10 protein-coding genes are annotated in these 21,246 nt (G+C 46.5%); 6 read left to right on the forward strand and 4 right to left on the reverse strand.

Going from position 1 to position 21,246, the window contains the following annotated elements; all coding sequences use genetic code 11:
• Window positions 1–96: 96 nt before the first annotated feature.
• The 4 genes from KHS38_RS04980 to KHS38_RS04995 form a co-directional block, all read right to left on the reverse strand.
• Complete coding sequence (locus tag KHS38_RS04980; protein WP_213487398.1) at window positions 97–849, reverse strand: SusE domain-containing protein; 753 nt, start codon at window positions 847–849, stop codon at window positions 97–99.
• A 60-nt stretch (window positions 850–909) separates the two neighbouring features.
• Window positions 910–2,508 (reverse strand): RagB/SusD family nutrient uptake outer membrane protein, encoded by a 1,599-nt coding sequence (locus KHS38_RS04985; RefSeq protein ID WP_213487399.1) that lies wholly within the window; start codon window positions 2,506–2,508, stop codon window positions 910–912.
• A 26-nt stretch (window positions 2,509–2,534) separates the two neighbouring features.
• Window positions 2,535–5,543: a SusC/RagA family TonB-linked outer membrane protein gene (locus tag KHS38_RS04990; protein WP_213487400.1), complete on the reverse strand. Its 3,009-nt coding sequence runs from the start codon at window positions 5,541–5,543 to the stop codon at window positions 2,535–2,537.
• 164 nt (window positions 5,544–5,707) lie between these two features.
• On the reverse strand, window positions 5,708–7,558 hold the full coding sequence (locus tag KHS38_RS04995; RefSeq protein WP_213487401.1) for a glycoside hydrolase family 13 protein: 1,851 nt from the start codon (window positions 7,556–7,558) through the stop codon (window positions 5,708–5,710).
• A gap of 653 nt (window positions 7,559–8,211) precedes the next feature.
• Here KHS38_RS04995 and KHS38_RS05000 point away from each other — a divergent pair.
• The 6 genes from KHS38_RS05000 to KHS38_RS05025 all read left to right on the forward strand — a co-directional run bounded on the left by KHS38_RS05000 (window position 8,212) and on the right by KHS38_RS05025 (window position 21,244).
• On the forward strand, window positions 8,212–13,809 hold the full coding sequence (locus tag KHS38_RS05000) for an alpha-2-macroglobulin family protein (protein ID WP_213487402.1): 5,598 nt from the start codon (window positions 8,212–8,214) through the stop codon (window positions 13,807–13,809).
• A 376-nt stretch (window positions 13,810–14,185) separates the two neighbouring features.
• Window positions 14,186–16,510, forward strand: coding sequence for a penicillin-binding protein 1C (pbpC, locus tag KHS38_RS05005; RefSeq protein ID WP_249665285.1), 2,325 nt, complete (start codon window positions 14,186–14,188; stop codon window positions 16,508–16,510).
• A 110-nt stretch (window positions 16,511–16,620) separates the two neighbouring features.
• Entirely contained in the window at window positions 16,621–17,676 is a 1,056-nt protein-coding gene (locus tag KHS38_RS05010; protein ID WP_213487404.1) for an NAD-dependent epimerase, read from the forward strand.
• A gap of 123 nt (window positions 17,677–17,799) precedes the next feature.
• On the forward strand, window positions 17,800–18,750 hold the full coding sequence (locus KHS38_RS05015) for a glycosyltransferase family 2 protein (RefSeq protein WP_213487405.1): 951 nt from the start codon (window positions 17,800–17,802) through the stop codon (window positions 18,748–18,750).
• Window positions 18,751–18,849: 99 nt separating this feature from the next.
• Window positions 18,850–20,097 (forward strand): transglutaminase-like domain-containing protein, encoded by a 1,248-nt coding sequence (locus tag KHS38_RS05020; RefSeq protein ID WP_213487406.1) that lies wholly within the window; start codon window positions 18,850–18,852, stop codon window positions 20,095–20,097.
• 178 nt (window positions 20,098–20,275) lie between these two features.
• On the forward strand, window positions 20,276–21,244 hold the full coding sequence (locus KHS38_RS05025; RefSeq protein WP_213487407.1) for a glycosyltransferase family 2 protein: 969 nt from the start codon (window positions 20,276–20,278) through the stop codon (window positions 21,242–21,244).
• Window positions 21,245–21,246: the final 2 nt, after the last annotated feature.

Below are 21,246 nucleotides of genomic sequence, written 5' to 3' on the forward strand. Positions count from 1 at the left end.
GTTTATTTTTTATTTAAGACAAAAAATAGCCATCATAAAAAGACATTCGCTTTTGGCAGTCTCTCCATGATGGCTACAATAAATTAAAGAGCTGCTTTATAACTTGTCGATAGTATAAGACATGGTGTTAAGATCTACATGTATTTTATACTTACCTGGTGCAACCGGAATATTGGTATCACCGCCGGCGATAAGTTTGCCAGCAACGCCCCCATAGTTTTCATCCCATGTTTTACCGGTAGTAAACTTGAACAAAACAGTAGCATCATTACTTGTAAAAGTTACCTCACCATCATAAATTTTATTACTGGTAGGAGAACTGATAGTCTGAATATCATCAGAAGCAGGATTCCATCCCTGATAAGATCCGGGCAGATATAAGTACGATGTTTTAGAATACGGTGTAACGGTTAAAGTTAGTGCGTTTGAGTAGGTAGCATCAGCGTTGGCAGCTATTGCCGATTTAACTCTTATTTCTACCTGTGTTTCTACACCATCGGCTAAACCTAAATTATGCAAGGCTGTGTTTAGCGCATCAACAGTAATAACAGTAGATGGAACCGCTGCTGCAATTTCGGTTGGACGGGTAAAATTATTACCTTTCTTATCAACCTGCAGCGTATAGGTTACTACAGCCTTTGTACCACTAACAGAGGTTTCGGGAAAACTAAAAGTCACTGCTGTGTTTGCTGCTGTTTCTAATGACAGAGCCGGTGCTGTAGTGCTTGCCGTAAGTGTACCTGTACTCCCTAATGAGGAGTAGGCTTTGGTTTCATCCTTTTTGCATGATGACAGCATGAGCAGCATGATACTGCTCAGTGCTAAAATGGAGATAAATATCTTTTTCATAATTAAGCCTGTGTTTGGTTAGTAGCCTGCCTTACTTACGCAAAGCAGGCTACAGGTCAATTAATATCCCGGGTTCTGTTGCAGATTAGGGTTATTGGTAATATCACTGTTGGGTATAGGAAACAGGTTACGGGTAGCTTGTACACCTCTGCCATCGCGCACGCCGCCTTTCCATGGCCACAGGTACGAACCTGATGTGAATAAGCCATAGCGAATTAAATCCGTGCGGCGGAAACCTTCCCAGTACAATTCACGACCTCTTTCATCTAAAATACTGTTTAATGTAATGCTGCTTACATTGCCGTTGGTGCTTCCATTGTAAGCACGGGTACGCAACTGGTTAATGTATTGCAAAGCGGTGTTGTTATTACCACCTGTGCCACCTCTTAATGTAGCTTCAGCATAAACCAGATACATTTCGCCCAAACGGAACAGCGGAAAGTCTGTAGAACAGAAGGTACCACCTGATGATGGTGCTGCTTTACCGTCAGATAACAGGTTTTTAAATTTAACCACGGCCACCCCCTGGGTAAAATCGTTCACGTTGCTGATCTCCAGGTTTGATCCATAGAAAATAGCACGTTTGTCCGTATTACCGCTCCGATCGCTGAACAACAGCGGCAAATTGCGGGTACTGCGGTTACCACCCCAGCCACCGTTAGGGATACCATAGTTGGCCGGCCCCATATCAGAATTTACAGAAGCATTGATAATAAAGGTTGTACCTCCATAATTTTGTGTATTTACACCATCATAGTTTACAGACAGGATGGTTTCGGTGTTGCCTACATTGTTATCTGCCAAAAACAATTTCTGATAGCTTGATTGCAGGGTGTAACCAGCACCAATAACCTTGTTTGCATAGGTAATAGCATCTGTATATTTAGCATTACCGCTACCTAAGTAAACCTCTGCATTCAGGTACATACGGGCTAGCAATGCCCATGCAGCAGCCTGATCGGCACGGCCATACTCATTTTGGCGGGGTGCTACTAACTGTGTTTCTAAAGCTTTCAGTTCTGATTCGATATAAGCAAACAGCTTATCTCTGGTAATGCGTGCTGGAAAGAAGCTTTTATCGCCAATTGGTGAGTTTTCATCAATAAACGGTGGGTTGCCAAACAGATCCATTAACACCCAATACTGGTAAGCTCTTAAAAAACGAGCCTCCGCACGGTAGTGGCGTATGTTTTCGGCATCGGTACCGGTAATACCACGGCTGCTTAATTTCTCATCAGTTGATTCTTTGATGAATGCGTTGGCTACCGTAATCTGGTATACGCAACGGTTGTACAAACCATTAAGCAAGGTGTTGTTACTGCTCCAGCTCAGGTTATGAAAATCAGGCACATCGGTATTGTTCCAGGCGCAAAGAGCTTCCTCTGTAGTCCACTCCTGCGCGCTCCAGAATAAGCGCACAAAATCAGACGTACCGGCATCAATGTTACCCAAATCGGAACTGCCCGAACCGGTGCTGCCGGTAAGCGCAAATGCACCGTATACTTTTGCAAGCGCTTGCTTGTATCCTACCGGTGTGCTAAACACAGCTTCATTTGTAGTAGCATTGGTTGGCATACGGTCCAGATCTTTTTTGCAGGATGTTAAACCTATAGTGCATAAAGCAGTGAGGCTTAAAAATCTTACTATATTCTTTTTCATAATATCTTCTCTAATCTTTAATTAGTTTAAAAACCCAGGTTTAAGCTTAAAGTATAAGTTCTTGGTCTTGGATAAAAGCGATTATCGATACCACCTGAAATCTCAGGATCCAGACCTTTATACTTGGTGATCACAAACACATTCTGCACGTTGGCACCAATATTTAACCTTAAACCTTTGTATACTTTACCAAAGTCATAAGCCAAACCGGCGTTGTCCATTCTCAGGAAAGATGCGTTTTGCACATAGTAGTCAGACAGGTAAGTACTGTTAGTGAACCCAGTGTTCAGAATGTCGCGGTTAGCATTGTTATTAAAGTTACCCGCAGTGCTGATCAGCACGTTTTGCGTACCTAAGTTTGAGGCAACGTTATTGTAAAGATAGTTACCGATGTTGGCACGTAAAAGGGTGCTTAATGTCCATTTTTTGTAGTTGAACGCCGTGTTGAAGCCCATAATAAATTTAGGGAACGGCGATTTGTACTGGTACAGATCACTGCTGTTTACTTCGCCATCACCGTTACGGTCTACAAACACGCCTTGCAGCGGCTTGCCAGTTTTAGAGTCATACACCTGCTGGTATACATAAAATGCATTTGGTGAATAACCTACCGACTGGATTTGCACAGTAGTACCGGTACCACCTGCAATGCCGCCAACCAGGTTACCTACCGAGCTGTTGTTGTTACCGTTCACAGCCAGGTTAGTGATTCTGTTATAGTTGTAAGCAATGTTATAGTTAACGGTCCAGTTAATGTCTTTGGTTTTAACTGCAACTGCATTCAGGTTTAACTCAATACCGCGGTTCACCATGTTACCTACGTTGGTTACCAAACCGTTAGTAAAGTTGGTACCAGCTGGTATCAACACGTATGATAACAGGTCTTTGGTGTTTTTGTAATAAGCATCAATGCTACCGCTGATGCGCTGGTTAAAGAAACCAAAATCGAAACCCACGTTAGTGGTTTGCGTAGTTTCCCATTTTAAGCTGTTATCAAAAAAGTTCGGCGTATACATGTTGTAAAACTGATTACCAAACTGGTACTGCGAATCATTATTACTCAAGTAATAAGTTGGCAGGTAACGGTACAGGTAATCATTACCCAAATCCTGCTGACCGGTAACACCATAGCTTACACGCAGTTTCAGGTCAGATACAGTCTTGGATTCTTTAAGGAAGTTCTCATCGCTGATACGCCAGGTGAACGCTGCTGACGGGAATACACCCCAGCGCTTATCCGGTGAAAAACGAGACACACCATCCGTACGGATCGAACCGGCAAAGATATACTTGGTATTGAATGTATAAATCAAACGGCCATAATATGATTCAAGCGTATTACGCGGAATATCGTATGCAAAAACCGGCATGCTACCGTCAATTAAAGCACCTGCTGCCGAGTAACGTGGGTAGTTACGGTTAACAGTACGGAAATCGTAGTAACCATAACCCGCAGTTGCGTTGATATTGCTCTTGATTGATTTAATATCACTGGTATAGTTCAGGTAGAATTCGCCGGTGGTGTTATAATTTTTCTGGTGCGATTGATAGCTTGAACCGGCAGTTGAATATGACTGTGCAGCAGTAGCCGGCACAAATACGCTACCTGCACCTTTCGACAAATCGTAGCCTAAGTTCAGGTTAGCACGCAAAGCTTTCAGGAACGGAAAACGGTAATCGGCTGTGAAGTTACCAAAGCTGCGGTAAGTATCAGCCCCATCTTGTTTGTCGTTCAACAAAGCAACCGGGTTGCGGGGCGCGTTTGGATTTAAGTTAATTACACCATTGCTGCCAGTAGTATACCACTCTGTATAACCGTTAAACGGACTTGCAGCGTTATAAACAGGCTGGGTTGGATCAAAAATTACGGCAGCGCCAATAGCGTCCTGATTACCGAAACGGCTTTTTGCATAAGTACCATTCAGGTTGAAATCAAGCTTCAAAGCATCGTTGAAAAACTTTGGGCTTAAACGGATTGCTGCTGTGGTACGTTTTAAATTATCGGTTTTTACTAAACCGTTAGCATCCAGGTAACCAACTGATATACGGTACGGAACTTTTTTGGTTGTACCCGATACGCTGAAGTTGTTATCAGAAGTGAAGGCACTACGGTAAATTTCGTCTTGCCAGTCGGTGTTGGCTGTACCCAAATAAGAAGATCTGTTGGTACCGTTGGCTGCGTCATACGCTTTAACATAGTTGCGTATTTCATCAGCGCTCAATACATCCACCTTATTACGGATAGTCCCGATTGAGTTTTTGGTTGAGAAAGTGAATTGCGGCGCACCTGATGTACCTTTTTTAGTGGTGATGATAATAACACCGTTAGATGCCCTGGAACCATAAATAGCGGTTGATGCAGCATCCTTCAATACAGTGAAAGATTCGATATCATCGGGATTGATCAAAGCAAGCGGGTTTGACGCGCCTGAGATACCGCTGTTGCTTACCGGCACACCATCAATCACAATCAAAGGATCGTTGCTGGCATTTATAGAAGCCCCCTGGCGGATACGGATAGTAGCACCTGAGCCCGGCTGACCACCATTGGTAGTAACCGCTACGCCTGCCACTTTGCCTTGGATAAGCTCGGCCGGGGTGGTAGTGGTCCCTTTCTGGAAGTCTTTAGATGATACGGTTGATATTGCACCGGTAGCTTCTTTACGCGTAGACGTACCGTAGCCGATCACCACCACTTCATTCAGTGATTTGCTTTCGGGCGTTAGCTGAAAGTTTTCGGTAACGGCTGCACCTGCAGTTACGGTAACTGATTTTTTTAATGCCGAATACCCTACAAACTGGGCAGACACTGTGTAGGTGCCCGGCTTAACATTATTAATGCGGTAAACACCGTCAATAGATGTAGTTGCACCCTGGGTAGTACCAGTAATGCTTACGCTAACACCGGGTAAAGTTTCGCCTTTTTCGTCGAGCACTGTACCGGTGATAGCACCTGTTTGGGCATAGGCGGCTATACTGCTCAGTACAAGCGCCACGCAAACAAGCATGTATTTTTTAAGATAGTTTTGCTTCATACAACTTAAATTTTGCTGTAAAAACTTAGTAGTTATAAAATAATTGGTTAATAGGGATCCTGTTGGACAGTGCATACTGCCCATTAATTTGAAATTTGACTGTTTACTTTCTCAGGTGGTATTGATTTTTAGGATGGGGAATAATTGGGTCATATAATCAGGGTTTATTTGGTTAGTTCAAGAATGTACTCGCCTTTGGCCGGCACAGTCACATTTTGGGTTACGGGCATCTGCTTACCTGTTATTACATCGCGCCCCTGGGTGTTGCCTTTAATCACATCCACAAAGCGGTTCATCTGCACGGTTTTGTCTGAATTTGTTCCGTTCAGCATCACCAGCACGGTTTTATCATCTTTGATACGGGCATACACATACACGCCGGTGCCATCAACCACATAGTGTATCAGTTTGCCCTGGGCTATGGCCTGGTTACCTTTACGCCACTGCAATAGTTTTTGCATATAATCCCAGGCCTCATTCTGCTTAGCCGTACGGCCACCAGCGGTAAAGGCGTCTGTTTGGTCGCCGTTCCAGCCACCCGGAAAATCGGTGCGTACATAGCCGTCACTTTTGGCTTTTTTGCCGTCCATCAAAATTTCGGTACCGTAATAAATTTGTGGTATGCCACGGGTAGTAAGCAAAAAGGCAAGGGCTTGCTTATACCGGCGCAGGTCGGGATCATCGCTGCGGGCAAAACGATCCAGATCATGATTATCCAGAAAGGTCAGGATATTGCTCTGGTCTGCAAACATAAAATCCTGTGCAATCTCCTCATAAATCTTAAATAGCGGACTACCCTCTCCTACCTCATCGTTCTTGGTATAATCAAAAGCATTATTGGCAATAAACGTTAATGGAAAATCCATCACTGTTTTCAGGTAAGTATTTCCGGTTTTATTAAGTGCCGAACCTTTTTGCCACCATGATGATGCAGAAGAACGGCCATACCACGATTCGCCTACAATGTTAAACTGCGGATACTCGGCCTGAACTTCCTTACACCAACGGGCCATAAAATCGTAATCGGGGTATGGATAGGTATCCTGACGGATGCCATCAATACGGGCATATTCAATCCACCAGATACTATTCTGAATAAGGTAAGTAGCCAAGTGGCGGTTACGCTGATTCAGATCGGGCATTTCTTTTACAAACCAGCCGTTAATCAGTATATCCTTATCAATAGGAGCCGCATGCGGGTCCATCAGTGTGTATTTGGCATGGTTGGTTTGCACATAGTTGCCGCTATTGTTATTAATCCAGTCTTTCGATGGCAAGTCATTCATCCACCAGTGGGAGCTGCCGCAGTGGTTAAAAATCATATCCATCACCACTTTCATGCCTTTGCGGTGCATGCTGGCAGTCAGGTCACGAAACTGCGTGTTGGTTCCAAAGCGCGGGTCAATGTTGTAAAAATCGGTAATGGCATAGCCATGGTATGAGCCGCCGGGCATTCTGTTTTCCTGAACCGGATTAAGCCATACGGTGGTAAAGCCCAGGTTTTTGATATAATCCAGATGCTGAGCAATACCCTCTAAATCGCCACCATGGCGTGCGTTTGGATCCTGGCGGTTTACCTGAACATCTTCTAAAGCATCGTTCCCTGCATTGCCATTAGCAAAACGGTCGGGTGTAATCAGGTACATAACATCAGCCTGACTAAAACCGGCCGCACCCTCTTTGTGCGTACGTGCCAGTAATTGGTAGTTATAACTCAGGGTTTGCTGCCCTTGCTTAAACTGCATTTTGATAGTGCCGGGCTTGGTAGCAGGCGCAATATTGAGGTAAATAAAAAGATAGTTGGGATTATCGGTGCGGGCAATTTCCTTAACGGTAATACCGGGATAAGTAAAAGATGGCTGTGTTTTACCAATGCCCTTACCATACACCATAACCTGGAGGGTAGTATTTTTCATACCGGTCCACCAGCTGGCAGGCTCAACACGGGTAATCTCTGCAGCTCTGGTCTGCAAAAAACTAACGGCAAATACAATACAAAGTATTATTCTTCTCATTCGGTTAATAACAATATCACCAGTCACAAACGGTAAAATCAAGCAAAAAGCCCCGCCAGTAAAGCATTGAGCTTAATCCTAACTTTTACAATTGTCGGTAAGTTTAATTCGGTTAATTGGTATACTTATAATTGAAACCTGCGACAAGCATCACACGTCTCCTTAATAAACATGATGCAAATTAAGTTCACAAAAACAGCAGCTTATTCTTCTTTATCAAAAATTTAAGCTTTTTAAGCTTTTTCAAAACACAAGACACTGTATATCAATGCTCTAAAAAACACCGTTATCGAAAAAATATAATGGGTTTATAGCCTTATATATCGATTGCAATCCGCATTAATCACAATATCAATCTCAATCCGCAGCAGTACTTCCCCAACTTGTCCAATTAATTCCAAACAGTTTTCAGTGGATAAATAGACAGGCTCAATGTGCCTGTCATTTTACCTACAGTCGTTAAACTCTTTTTGTAATTAAAACTTATCAGGCAAAAACCTAAAGATTTCATTTTTACGAAACCATGATGGTTTGGTTGCGCAGGTTTCTTCACTAATCACACTTCTCATTCACGCGATGTAATAATTGATGATATAAGTATTGCATAGAAGTTAAACACTCCCTACCTTTCCCCCATATTTAACCTCTACACTATGAGTAGTTCCTATTCATTATCACCAGCCGCTAAAAAAACAACGATAGTTGGCTTTGGTATCATTGTTTGCTTATTAGGTGCATACCTGTTGTTACGAAACCGCCACAAAGGCAACGTTAACCCGGAGTTTAGCAAATACATAGAATCCTACACGGCGGGCAGCATATCCCGGCGGAGCCCGATCCGAATCAAGCTGTCTAACCAAGTTGAAACAAGCCATGCCAAAAACGAACCGGTAAAAGATGGTGTATTCGATTTTTCGCCTTCGGTAAAAGGTAAGGCCTATTGGGTAGATGCACAGACCATTGAGTTTAGACCTGACGAGGAGCTTAGTCCGGATAAAAATTACGATGTAGATTTTGATCTGGATGCAATAACCAAAGTGCCCGACGAGTTTGAGAACTTTAAGTTCAGCTTTGCAACGCTTAAGCCCGATTTTACCGTTACCTACAACGGACTGCAATCGGCCACCAACACATCGTTAGATAAGATGAAGTTTACCGGCATCATCCAAACTGCCGACACCGAGGATGATGCTAAGATCGAAAAACTGATTTCGGTACGTTATGCATCAGCTACGCCTGTTACCTGGCAGCATAACGAGCTTACCCGCACACACCAGTTTACCATCAACAATATCAAACGCCCGGCAGCAACCGGCGCAGAAATGGAAGTAAGCTACAATGGCGACGCACTGAACGTGGACAACAAAGCCAGCAGCGAAAAGGTGGAAATACCTGCCGTAGGCGATTTCAAAGTACTGGGCATCCGCGCCGTGCAGGACCAGGAACAGTACGTACTGGTACAACTATCCAACCCGATACTGGTTGGGCAGGAACTGAACGGCCTTGCCGGCATCAGCAACATGGCCGACCCTGCCTATACAATTGATGGCAGCACCATTAAAATTTATGCACCCGATAGATTAGAGGGTAATTACACCGCCTTTGTGAATGAAGGTATTGAAGACATTACGCAGAAAAAGATCACTCAAGGTTACACTGGCAATGTGTTTTTTGAAAACCGGCAGCCATCGGTAGTTATTCCGGGCAAGGGCGTTATACTGCCGGATTCGGGCCGGTTAATGATGCCTTTTGAAGCCGTGAACCTTAAAGCTGTGGATGTAAGCATCATCAAGATTTATGAGAATAACGTTCCGCAATACTTCCAGGCCAATGGTTTCGATGGAAATTACCAACTGCGCCAGGTAGGTAAACCCATCATCCAGAAAACTATCCGTTTGGATGACGACAAGGGTTTGAACCTGAATAAGAAAAACCGTTTTATGCTGGATATTGATCACCTGATGCGCACCGAACCAGGCGCTATATACCGGGTGGTGATCGGTTTCCGTAAGGAGTATTCTTTATATAACTGTACAGCACGCCAATCAGGTTCAGCCAAATCCGATAACGAAGAGGGCGAGTATTATGAGGGTAATGAAGGCGAAGATAACAGCGGGCAGATTGATGAGGATGATGACTTTTGGCAGCGTTATGATAACTACTATCCCGAAGGCTACCAGTGGGATGAGCGCGATAACCCTTGCAATACATCTTACTATACCAAGGAGCGCTGGGCTACGCGCAACATCATTGCCTCCAATATTGGCCTTATTGCCAAACGCGGCAGTGATAACAGCATGCTGGTGGCCGTTACCAATATATTGGATGCGCAGCCCATGTCGGGCGTTACGCTTGAACTGCTTGATTACCAAAAACAGGTTATCTTTAAAACCACATCAGATGGCGATGGCCTGGCCCGTTTCGAGCTGAAGCGCAAGCCTTACCTGCTGGTTGCTAAAAATGGTGATGAACGCGGCTATTTAAAACTGGACGATGCCAGCAGCTTGCCACTGTCTCGCTTCAATGTAGGTGGCGAAACCGTACAGCACGGCTTAAAAGGCTTTATTTACGGCGAACGAGGCGTATGGCGCCCAGGTGACTCCATATTTGTTTCGTTTATTTTAGAAGATAAGCAGAAGCTGCTCCCGGCCGATCACCCGGTTGAATTTGAACTGTATAACCCAATGGGGCAACTGTACCGCCGCATTACCCGCACCAGTGCTACAGATGGCTTTTACAGTTTCCATACCGCCACAACTACATCCTCCCCTACCGGCAACTGGACAGCCAAGGTAAAAGTGGGCGGTGCGGTATTTGAGAAAAACATCAAGGTGGAAACCATTATGCCCAACCGCCTGAAGCTGAACCTAAGCTTTAACGGACAGGCTGAACTGACCAAAGGCAACACCACGCAGGGCAATCTGAATGCCCGCTGGCTGTTTGGCGGTATTGCGCAGAACCTCAAAGCCAAGGTGGATGCGTTTGTATCACCACAAAAAACGGCCTTTAAGCATTTTGAAGGATACGAGTTTGACGACCCTACCCTGGCTTTTAACACGCAAACCCAAACCGTATTTGACGGCCGGCTGGATGCCAATGGCAACGCCCCGGTTAATGCCGATATTAATATTGACAAGCAGGCTCCGGGTCAGCTTCGGGCCAACTTTGTAGTGAAGGTGTTTGAACCGGGCGGCAATTTCAGCATACAGCAGGTTACCCTGCCCTATAATGTTTACAGCGGCTATGTAGGCATCAAGGTACCTGAAGGCAGCAGCACCATAAACAATATGCTCACTACCGATGCCAACCATAGTATTGATATTGCGGCATTGAATACACGCGGCCAGTTATGGGGCGGTGCACATAACGTACAAGTTGAGCTTTATAAAATAAACTGGCGCTGGTGGTGGGACGAAAGCGGCGACGAGCTGAGCAACTTCACCCAAGACCAATACAACAAATTGATTAAGGTTGAGAACCTGACCTTATCCAATGGCCGCGGCAAATGGAACCTGCATGTAAACAAGGCAGACTGGGGCCGATACCTGATACGGGTAAAAGACCTGCAAACCGGCCACTCAACCGGTAAAATCGTTTACGTTGACTGGCCTAACTGGTCGGAGCGCTTGCAGCAGGATAACCCGACCGAGGCAGCCATGATATCATTTACTGCGGATAAGAACAAGTACCGCGTTGGTGAAGAAGCTACCCTGACCATACCTACCGGCGCTAATGGCCGGGCGTTGATTAGCATCGAGAATGGCAGCCATATTTTAAAAACAGCCTGGATCAATACCGAAAAAGGCCAAACCCGTTATCAATTCAAAATTGAACCGGGCATGGCGCCTAATATTTTTGTGAACGTAAGCCTTTTGCAGCGACATGCGCAAACGCTGAACGATTTGCCTATCCGCATGTACGGCGCTATACCGTTAGAGGTGGAAGATCCGGAAACTATCCTGAAACCGGTGATCACCATGCCGGATAAGATCAGGCCCGAAACGCAATCGGCCATTACCGTATCCGAAGCATCGGGCAAGGAAATGACCTATACCATTGCCCTGGTGGATGAAGGCCTGCTGGATCTTACCAACTTCAAAACCCCCGATCCGCATTCTGCATTTTATGCCCGCGAGGCGCTGGGCGTTAAAACCTGGGATTTGTTTGATTATGTGATCGGCGCCTACGGCGGCGGGCTGGAACGCATCCTGAGCATTGGTGGTGACGGTACGGCGGGTACCAATAAAAACGTATCGGTAAACCGCTTCAAACCAGTAGTAAAATTCATGGGGCCGTTCCGCCTGGGTAAAGGCGACAAGCAAACGCACAAGTTTACCCTGCCGCAGTATATCGGCTCGGTAAGGGCCATGGTGATTGCAGGGCATGCCGGCAGCTATGGCTTTGCCGATAAACAGGTGGCCGTTAAAAAACCTCTCATGATACTGGCCACCCTGCCACGTGTGCTGGGTCCGTCAGAAAAAGTACAATTGCCGGTTACCGTTTTTGCGATGGAAAACAACATCAAAAATGTAACTGTGCGGGTACAATCCAACGCCTTCAGCAACCCGGGCAGCAGTTACCAAAAAACGGTAAGCTTTGCCAAACCCGGTGATCAGTTGGTTTCTTTTGATTTGGATGTGAAGGATTTTGTGGGTGTTGGTAAGGTAAAAATCATCGCCCAAAGTGGCAGCGAAACCGCGGCCTACGATGTGGAACTGAACGTGCGCAACCCTAATCCGCCGATTACCCGAATTACAGAAAAAGAACTGCGCCCCGGCGAAGTCTGGAGTACAGCATACGCTGCTATCGGCATGGCGGGCACCAACAAAGCCACGCTGGAGGTATCGTCCATCCCGGCACTTAACCTGTCAAAACGGTTAAGCTACCTCGTGCAATACCCGCACGGCTGTGTAGAGCAAACCACCTCGTCGGCATTCCCGCAATTGTATCTGGGCCAGCTGATCGATTTGTCGCAACGTCAGAAAGCTGAAACTGACCGTAATATCAAGAGCACGATTGCCCGGCTCAACGGCTTCCAGTTGCCCAACGGCGGGCTCACCTACTGGCCAGGTTCGGGCGATGCGGATGAATGGGGTACCAACTATGCCGGCCACTTTATGCTGGCAGCGCAGGCCAAGGGCTACAACCTGCCGGTTGGCTTTATAGACCAGTGGAAACGCTATCAGAAACAAAGAGCCCTTGCCTGGGCGCCCGATTCGCGCAGCTTTTACGGCGCTGATCTGACACAGGCTTACCGTTTGTACCTGCTGGCACTGGGCCGCGCACCCGAACTTGGGGCAATGAACCGCCTCAAAGAGTTTAAATACCTGAGCCCCGAAGCCCGCTGGCGACTGGCGGCCGCCTACAAACTGGCCGGCCAGCCCGAGGTAGCCAACCGTATGGTGGCCAAACTGCCAACCGAATTAAAACCGTACAACCAGCTTTACGGCACCTACGGCTCCGACCTGCGCGATGAGGCCATGATACTGGAAACCCTTACCCTGCTTGGGCAGCGGCAAAAGGCTGCAGGCTTGTTGCGCACGGTAGCTACACACCTATCGCAGGATAGCTGGTACAGCACGCAAACCACGGCTTACTCATTGCTTGCGGTTGCGCAGTACTGTGGAGCTAATAAAGCCGGCAACAAATTACAGTTCAATTTGAACGGTAAAACGACAGTTAACTCGCAATCGTACCTGTGGCAATCGGCACTGGCTGCGAATGGCGGCAGGGCACAACTGGCTAACAAGGGTAATAATGTATTATATGTGCGCCTGATACAGCAGGGGCAGCCTTCAACCACACAGGATGTGGAATCGCGCATTAATCCAGATGTATTACAGATGGACGTGCAATATTATACCATGACCGGTAAGCTGATCGATCCATCAACTCTAAAACAGGGTACCGACTTTGTGGCACAGGTAACGCTGAAAAACCCCGGACAGCGCGGCCGTTATGATAACATGGCGCTCACGCAGATCTTCCCTTCGGGCTGGGAGATACTCAATACCCGCATGCTGAACAACGATGAAGTGTTTAAATCCTCGCCGTCCGACTATCGCGGTATTCGCGACGACCGGGTGAACACTTACTTTAGTTTGGGCGAGCACCAGCAGGTTACCTACTATGTAATGCTCAATGCGGCCTACACCGGTCGCTATTACCTGCCGGCCACCTATTGCGAAGCCATGTACGATGCCAGCATCAACGCCTTACAAAAAGGCCTGTGGGTTGAGGTGGTGAAGTAAATCATGTTAACTCTATAAAAGCCTCCCGTCATGCCGAACTGGTTTCGGCATGACGGATAAGGTTATCTCTCATTCCGCATTTCCGGTTCACACTTAGGTGTACCACTTTTAAAGTGGTACAAAGCGGAACAAACCGGTACACTCCGGAACAGTTGGTACACTTTGGTACACCCAAAACGCTGTTTGCAGCACGCAGGGGCCGTTCAAAAAAAATGGTACACTTTGGAACACCCGGTACAGTTCGGTACAGGTATTTATACTCGTGACACGATCTTGTCAGTACCTGAATTCTATTAATTTTGCCGCATCAATCATGCATCGACGCTTAAAACGCTTATATCAAAGTCCGAAAAGGCTCGCAGCAATCATCATAATCATGATTGCCTTGCTTGCTTTTTGGCTTTGCTTGCCGCGCCCTTTGTTTAAGCGACCTACATCTTATGTAATTGACGATGATCGGGGGCTGCTGCTGGGGGCCGCCATTGCGGCTGATGGGCAGTGGCGTTTTCCATATGACGATTCCGTGCCCGATAAATTCAGGCAATGCATTATCACTTTCGAGGATAAACGTTTTACATACCATCCGGGTGTGGATCCGCTGGCTTTCGGGCGGGCCATCAGGCAAAACCTAAAGGCGGGGCATGTAAGCAGTGGCGGTAGCACCCTTACCATGCAGGTAATACGTTTAGCTACGCACCACAACCGCACCATCTGGAACAAGCTGCTGGAAATGATAATGGCCCTGCGGCTGGAACTTACTTACAGCAAAAAAGAAATACTGGCGCTGTATACCAGCAATGCACCGTTTGGCGGTAATGTGATTGGGCTCAATGCAGCTTCGTGGCGGTATTTTGGCCGTAGTCCGGCGCAACTGTCCTGGGGCGAAATGGCCGCTATGGCGGTACTGCCCAACTCGCCGGCGCTGGTGCATCCGGGTAAAAACCGTACCACGTTATTAAAAAAACGCAATCAGCTACTGGATAAACTTTACGAGCAGAAGGTGATAGACCAGAGCACTGCCCAACTGGCCAAGCTGGAACCCATGCCCGATAAGCCCTTGCCCCTGCCTCAGATAGCGCCCCACCTGCTTGAGCGTTTCAAGGCCGAACACCGTGGCAACGGGCAAACCGGTACGCGCGTACGTACCACGCTTAAAGCCGAGCTGCAGCAACAGGTAAGCGATATTCTGGAACGACACCACCGCGTATTGCGTGCAAACCAAATCAACAACATAGCCGCCGTAGTACTGAATGTGGAAACCGGCGCAGCGCTGGCTTATACAGGTAACGTTTACCACCCTGACGAAGCGCAGCTGGAAAGCCATGTTGATGTAATAAACGCACCGCGCAGCCCCGGCAGCACATTAAAACCTTTGCTCTATGCAGCCATGCTACACGACGGTTTTATTTTACCTAATACGCTTGTACCCGACATCCCTACCCAGATTGCCGGCTATCATCCCGAAAATTATGATTTGGGTTACGATGGCGCTGTTCCGGCATCCAAGGCATTGGCCCGTTCGCTGAATGTGCCTGCTGTAAAGATGCTGCAAAAGTATAAGTATGAGCGTTTTTATGATGTATTGAAGAAAACCGGCATCAGCACCCTCAACCAGCCTGCCGATCATTACGGCTTATCCCTTATTTTGGGCGGCAGCGAAAACACGTTGTGGGAACTCACGGGGGCCTATGCCAGCATGGCCCGGGTGCTAAACCATTACAACCGGCACAAAGGCGGGTATGATGCGGCGGATTATCACTCCCCCGTTTATCAACTTCTGAAAACCAAAAATCATCAGCCTGAAAAGAATGGCCTGTTAGATGCCGGATCGATATATTATACCCTGCAAGCTATGGAAGAGGTAATGCGCCCCGGCGAGGAAATGCTATGGCAGCAGTTTGGCTCCACCCAGCGCGTAGCCTGGAAAACCGGCACCAGCTTTGGCTTTCGCGATGGCTGGGCCATAGGCATCACCCCCAAATATGTTGTGGGCGTATGGGTAGGCAACACCACCGGCGAAGGCCGCCCTAACCTAACAGGTATCAATACCGCAGCGCCGGTGCTGTTCGAAATCTTTCGCCTTTTGCCGGTTAGCCGGGAGTGGTTTGCAGAACCTGAAGGCGCACTGGTAAAAATAAAAGTATGCCGCGAAAGCGGTAACCGCGTGGGTGAATATTGTGAACACCCTGATGATGCCTGGGTGCCTGCCGCCGGACTCAAATCGCCGGTTTGCCCCTACCACCAGTTGGTACATCTGGATGCTACCGGCAGCTGGCAGGTAACGGCCGATTGCGAATCGCCCGACCGTATCCTTAACCGGAAATGGTTTGTACTGCCCCCCTCTATAGAGTATTATTACAAAACAAAAAATTATCAATATCACACGTTGCCCCCTTTCAGAAATGATTGTGCCGTAGCGGATAAGGCGCAGCCTATGGAAGTGATTTACCCTCGTAATGATGCAAAAGTGTACATCCCCATCGAGGCCGACGGCACACGCGGCAAGATGATTTGTAACGCAGCCCACAGCCAGCCCGGCACTAAAATATTCTGGCACCTGGACGACCATTACGCGGGCGAAACGCACGATTTTCACCAAATGGCAATTAGTCCGCCGGCGGGCAACCATGTACTTACCCTGGTAGATGCTACCGGCAACACGGTAAGCGTAAGGTTTAGGGTGCTGGATAAGGAGAAGTGATCAATTTACCCGTAGATACCATAAGTTGTGACAATGCGTTTATAATTTGATTTAACTAAATTAACGTACCTTTGCACATTGCTGCTTTAGCTAAGCAGCGTACCGGATTTATGAAGATTTTAGTTACCGGCACTGCCGGTTTTATTGGTTTTTATGTGGCCCAAAGGCTGGCCGAATTGCAGTACGATATTGTTGGGGTGGATAATATCAACACTTACTATGATACTGCTCTTAAACACGGTCGCCTGCGCGCATCGGGCATTGAGGTTGACCAGCTACAGGACAACCAACCGCTGCAAAGCACCAAATATCCTAACTACAGCTTTATAAAACTGGATATTGCAGACCGTGCCCAGATGGAAAGTCTGTTTCAAAGCCACCAGTTTGATGTGGTTTGCCACTTAGCAGCCCAGGCAGGTGTACGCTACTCCATCACCAATCCGCACGATTATGCACTGAGCAACCTTTCGGGTTTTCTGAACATTTTGGAAGGCTGCCGTAATGCCGGCACTATTCAGCACCTGGTGTATGCCAGCAGCAGCAGCGTTTATGGGTTGAACAGCAATACACCGTTTTCGGTACATGACAGTGCCGCACACCCGGTTAGCTTATATGCAGCCAGCAAAAAAAGTAACGAGATGATGGCGCACAGTTATAGCCATTTGTACAATATACCCACTACAGGTCTGCGCTTTTTTACCGTTTATGGGCCATGGGGCCGCCCGGATATGGCTTACTTTAAATTTGCTGATGCCATTATTCAGGGTAAACCCATTGATGTGTACAACAACGGCGAAATGAAACGCGACTTTACTTATGTTGATGATATTGTAGAAGGCATTATCCGCGTGCTGGGCAAACCGGCCACTGCCAACCCGGCCTGGGACAGTGCTAACCCCGACCCGGCTACATCCAGCGCGCCATACCGTATTTACAACATCGGCAACTCATCGCCGGTAAAACTGATGGATTTTATCGGGGCGCTGGAAAATGCCATAGGCAAAAAAGCGATCAAAAACATGCTGCCCATGCAGGCGGGCGATGTACTGTCCACCGATGCGGATATGACCGATCTGGAACAGAACTTTCATTACCAGCCCAAAACCGATATACAAAGCGGCATAAACCGTTTTGTAGCGTGGTTCAGTGATTTTTATGGTGTGTAACTTCAAAATAAAATAAGCGACCGGCTTTATTTACCGACGCTTGGTTCTATCTCTCAACAACAAACAATTTTTATATTTTTGCCTGCTGCAAATCAAAGCTAACAGCGCTTTTTATTAACCAGAATGGATATTTCAGTTGTAATACCTTTATTTAATGAAGTGGAATCCCTGCCGGAGCTAACCTCATGGATTGCCCGGGTAATGGATGAACACCGCTTTAGCTATGAAATTATCCTGGTAGATGACGGCAGCTACGATGGCTCCTGGGAAGTGGTATGTGAACTGCATGAGCAAAACCCGGCCATTAGGGGCATTAAGTTCAGGCGCAACTACGGTAAATCGGCAGCACTGAATACCGGCTTTGAAGCAACCAAAGGCGATGTGGTAATTACGATGGATGCTGATTTACAGGACAGCCCCGACGAGATACCCGAGCTTTACCGCCGCATTAAAGAAGAGCAATACGACCTGATATCGGGATGGAAAGCTAAGCGTTACGATCCGCCGAGCAAAACCATTCCTACCAAGTTATTTAATGCCGCTACCCGCAAAATGTCGGGCATTGATAACCTGCACGATTTCAACTGCGGACTGAAAGCTTACCGTAAAGCCGTTGTGAAAAACATTGAGGTATATGGCGAAATGCACCGTTACATACCTGTAATTGCCAAATGGGCAGGTTTTACCAAAATAGGCGAACAGGTGGTAGAGCACCGTGCGCGTAAGTACGGCAAAACCAAATTTGGCATGAGCCGGTTTATCAATGGCTTTCTGGACCTGCTTTCTATCTTTTTTGTTGGCAAGTTCGGCAAGCGCCCTATGCACTTTTTCGGCTCTATGGGTGTACTCAGCTTTTTTGTAGGCCTGGTAATGGCCATCTGGATCGTTACCGAAAAACTGATTCATATTGCTCATAATGAGCGTTACCGCGATGCTACGGATAACCCGTTGTTTTACATTGCTTTGGTAGCCATCATAGTCGGCTCACAACTGTTCCTCACCGGCTTTGTTGCCGAACTGGTAGCCCGCAGCTCCAGCGACCGCAACAAGTACCAGATTGAAGAAACGGTATAAATACGCTTTGTAATTATTATGACAAATGCTTAATTTTAGATAGCTCGGGTATCCGTTTTACGGTATCTGAATTATCCGAAACTTAACCACTTGTCATACATGAAAATCAAACTGCTTACTCTCCTGTTCGCTTTATGGTGCTTATCATTCAGCGCTTTTGCTGATAACCATGAATTTGAATCTTTTGCTAATGAGCAATCACGCCTAATGCATGTTGCTTACGAAAAGAAAGATACCAAAGCATACAGCCAGCTTTTAACTTCATTCCTGAAACGTTACAACAAGTTATCAGCCCAGGAGCAAAAGCAGTATGCCGGCTACTTATCCAATAGCTACTACAATTTAAGCTGTGCCTATGCGCTGCTTAATCAAAAAGATATGGCCATAACTTATCTGGATAAGTCTATTAAAGCAGGCTATCTCAACTATGCGCACATCCAGGAAGACACCGATTTTGACAACCTGCGTACTGAACCCGGCTTTATTACCCTTACGCAATCCTTACGACGGATAAGTGATTACCCTTATATTTTGGAACATGCTGCAGCCTATAACCGCAACGATACCCGATTGGTACCTAAATTCGCCTACCAGGCCGCCAGCAACCCTAACCTGGTCACATTGCGTAAAGCACTAAACCTTGATTCGATAGCGGGACAGGGAAACCAGGTTTCAAAAGTATTGAACCTGATGTACTGGATACACAACCTGATTCCGCATGATGGCAACCACATGAATCCGGTGGTTAAAAACGCCATGAGCATGATTAACGAATGCAAGCGCGATAACCGCGGCTTGAATTGCCGCGGACTGGCAACTGTTCTGAATGAGTGCTATTTATCAATGGGCATTAAATCGCGTTTTGTGACCTGCCTGCCTAAAGACAGTTTAAGTATAGATCCGGATTGCCACGTGATTAACATGGTTTATATCAATGACCTTAAAAAATGGATATGGGTTGATCCAACCTTCGCTGCCTACGTTCGTGATGAAAACGGACAATTTTTGGGCATAGAAGAGGTGCGTGAACGCCTGATTGAGAAAAAGCCATTAATATTGAATCCGGAAGCCAACTGGAACCATAAACAATCGCAAACCAAAGAGTATTACTTAGGCTACTATATGTCAAAAAACTTGTACATGCTGGAGTGCCCCGTAAGCAGCGAGTATGATACAGAAACCTCTGTTGCGGGCAAGCAAATTGAATATGTAAAGCTGCTACCGCTCGAGTACTTTAAACAAGCAACTGACAATAAAGCCGTTAGCACCAATAACAAAAGCAAGGTTACGTATACCACTTACGGCACCAACAACCCAAATACCTTCTGGGCAGCACCCGAAAAATAAGTTTATTGTTACAGTTATAATACTCAACAAACGCCGGTTAATATTTTAACCGGCGTTTGTTGTTTTTACAGCAAAGCGATTACTTTCTTAACATATTTTCAATATTTACTAAAATACATGTTGCACATCACGTAATCATCTGCATATTTGCAGGTCCGTACATCGGCGTAATTGATACATGTTTTTTTCAATCATCATACCTCTATACAACCGCCCGCAGGAGATAAAAGAACTGCTGGAAAGCCTCACCTATCAAACCTACAAACAGTTTGAGGTGCTGGTAATTGAGGATGGTTCGGTAAATGATGCGAAAGATATTGTAGCGGGTTTTACGAACCAGCTTGATTTGCACTACTACGCCAAGCCGAACGAGGGCCAGGGTTTTACCCGCAACTTCGGGTTTGAACGCGCCAAAGGCGATTACTTCATCATTTTCGACTCGGATATTTTGGTGCCTGCCAATTACCTCGAAATCGTAAACCACCGCCTTACTACCGATTACCTGGATGCCTACGGCGGGCCCGACGATGCACACCCATCCTTTACGCCGCTGCAAAAAGCCATCAGCTATTCGATGACGTCGCCTTTTACCACCGGTGGTATCCGTGGCAATAAAAAGGGAATCGGGCAGTTTCATCCGCGCAGTTTTAACATGGGCGTATCGCGTGAGGTATGGCAAAAGGTAGGCGGCTTTATTATTACCCGTTTGGGTGAGGATATTGAGTACAGCATCCGCATACACACCGCCGGTTTTAAGATAGGGCTAATACCCGATGCCAAGGTTTATCACAAGCGCCGCACCAGCTTCAGGCAGTTTTATAAGCAGCTGCATTTCTTTGGCAGGTCGCGTATCAACATTTATAAGTTTTTCCCTTCCGAACTAAAGGCCGTCCACTTTTTTCCGGCCGTGTTTACGTTGGGCTTGTTGTTTAGCGTTATTGCCAACTTGCTGAGGTGGCCAGTGGCCATTTTATGCAACGCATTTGTGTGCCTGTTTATCGTGTTGATATTTTTTCACTCCCTATATAAAAACAAATCGTTAAAAGTTGCATTTTTGAGCATAGGCGCAGCCTTTATTCAACTTACCGCATATGGTTTAGGATTTATGCAGGATTATTGGAAACGCGTTATACTAAAAAAATCTTAATC

Source organism: Mucilaginibacter sp. Bleaf8 (assembly GCF_018390515.1).
Classification (GTDB): Bacteria; Bacteroidota; Bacteroidia; order Sphingobacteriales; family Sphingobacteriaceae; genus Mucilaginibacter.

Excerpts from the sequence above, each read along its gene's own strand:
- KHS38_RS04980 (WP_213487398.1), bottom strand. The coding sequence starts at position 849 with ATGAAAAAGATATTTATCTCCATTTTAGCACTGAGCAGTATCATGCTG.
- KHS38_RS04985 (WP_213487399.1), bottom strand. The coding sequence starts at position 2,508 with ATGAAAAAGAATATAGTAAGATTTTTAAGCCTCACTGCTTTATGCACT.
- KHS38_RS04990 (WP_213487400.1), bottom strand. The coding sequence starts at position 5,543 with ATGAAGCAAAACTATCTTAAAAAATACATGCTTGTTTGCGTGGCGCTT.
- KHS38_RS04995 (WP_213487401.1), bottom strand. The coding sequence starts at position 7,558 with ATGAGAAGAATAATACTTTGTATTGTATTTGCCGTTAGTTTTTTGCAG.
- KHS38_RS05000 (WP_213487402.1), top strand. The coding sequence starts at position 8,212 with ATGAGTAGTTCCTATTCATTATCACCAGCCGCTAAAAAAACAACGATA.
- pbpC (WP_249665285.1), top strand. The coding sequence starts at position 14,186 with ATGATTGCCTTGCTTGCTTTTTGGCTTTGCTTGCCGCGCCCTTTGTTT.
- KHS38_RS05010 (WP_213487404.1), top strand. The coding sequence starts at position 16,621 with ATGAAGATTTTAGTTACCGGCACTGCCGGTTTTATTGGTTTTTATGTG.
- KHS38_RS05015 (WP_213487405.1), top strand. The coding sequence starts at position 17,800 with ATGGATATTTCAGTTGTAATACCTTTATTTAATGAAGTGGAATCCCTG.
- KHS38_RS05020 (WP_213487406.1), top strand. The coding sequence starts at position 18,850 with ATGAAAATCAAACTGCTTACTCTCCTGTTCGCTTTATGGTGCTTATCA.
- KHS38_RS05025 (WP_213487407.1), top strand. The coding sequence starts at position 20,276 with ATGTTTTTTTCAATCATCATACCTCTATACAACCGCCCGCAGGAGATA.